Raw genomic sequence first — 1,305 nt, 5'->3', positions numbered from 1 at the left:
CACGCCCGAAGCCATGACTATTATCAATGCAACCCAGTACCTCAAGCAACTTCTTAGCTCTTCTGAACTCAACCGGATCGGTAAATTTACCGGTTTTTGTCAGCGACTCCGGGATATCCAGCCTGCGAGACTACTCCCGGCTCTGCTCTCAGGGCTTGGTTGCGACAAGGTGGATGGTATTGCTGGTTTGCATCGCCATTTCAATGCGTTGCAGCTCCATGATACTGACCAAATAGCGTATAAACCCTTTCACAACCAGTTACGCAAGCAGGGTTTTCCCTTGTTCATGCGCGCACTGGTTGAACGAGCCATCGCCTTACGCCTCAAGGAGTGTCTACCGGACGCCCACGGACTGGCAGGCTTTGAGCAGGTACTGCTGCAGGACGGGTCGTCATTCGCGTTACATCCGCAATTGGCAGAACATTTCCCGGGCCGATTCAATAAGCACAGCCCCGCTGCGGTAGAGTGTCATATGACCATGTCCTTGCTGGACCAGTCGCCGATATCGATGAGTATCACGGCGGATACCGAATCGGAGCGCAAGCATCTTCCGGCCGCAAATTCGTTAAATAACAAACTGTTATTGGCGGATGCCGGTTACATCAGCCGCGAGTACTTTGCTGATGTGACCAAAGCCAAAGGAAGCTATCTGGTCAGAGGGAGTCAAAATCTCAATCCCAAAGTACAGGCAGCTTACCGACAGGACGGCAGGGAAATGCCCAAGTTACTCGGAAAAAAGCTCAAGGATATCGATCGGAGAAGCTGCAGAGCCGAGGTTCTGGATCTGGATGTGAGTTCGGGAAAGTATAAATATCGACTCATAAGACGTTGGTTTGCAGAGGAAAAACGGTTCTGTATATGGATGACCAATCTTCCGCGTGAGCGATGGCCAGCCGAGAAGGTGATGGCATTGTATCGTTGCCGTTGGCAGATCGAACTGTTGTTCAAAGAGCTGAAATCACATAACCGGTTGAAGGCGTTCGCGACACGACAAAAAGCGATAGCGGAAGGCTTGATCTGGGCTAGTTTGCTGGCCTTGCTGGTCAAACGTCGGCTGGCGCTGACGCTGATTGGCAGCGCGGAGTTATCGATGCTGAAGATTGCCAAAAACAGCGCGCTTTGGTTAATGCCGATATTGGCGAGCATCATCCATGGTGCGTGGCAGGAAATAACAGAGAAGTTGGAGTGGGCAATGGTGTATTTATCCAAAAACGGCAAAAAGAGTAGGCAGAGAAAATCCAAGCAAAACAACACGTTAGACGGTATTATTAATTCGCTTGCCGCTTAAGGTTCTGTACATGATGG

1 protein-coding gene is annotated in these 1,305 nt (G+C 50.5%); it reads left to right on the top strand.

Annotated features, from left to right (window positions below; translation table 11 throughout):
- Window positions 1-13: 13 nt before the first annotated feature.
- Window positions 14-1,288 (top strand): IS4-like element ISApu2 family transposase, encoded by a 1,275-nt coding sequence (locus J9893_RS13050; protein WP_011191341.1) that lies wholly within the window; start codon window positions 14-16, stop codon window positions 1,286-1,288.
- Window positions 1,289-1,305 lie beyond the last annotated feature (17 nt).

The sequence above is a fragment of the Aeromonas sp. MaB10011B genome (genome assembly GCF_017939325.1).
GTDB lineage: Bacteria > Pseudomonadota > Gammaproteobacteria > Enterobacterales > Aeromonadaceae > Aeromonas > Aeromonas caviae.
Note: the sequence above shows the minus strand (reverse complement) of the source record. Positions and strands in the feature narration are given on the sequence as shown.

Coding starts and splice junctions, on each gene's coding strand:
- J9893_RS13050 (WP_011191341.1), top strand. CDS start 14: ATGACTATTATCAATGCAACCCAGTACCTCAAGCAACTTCTTAGCTCT.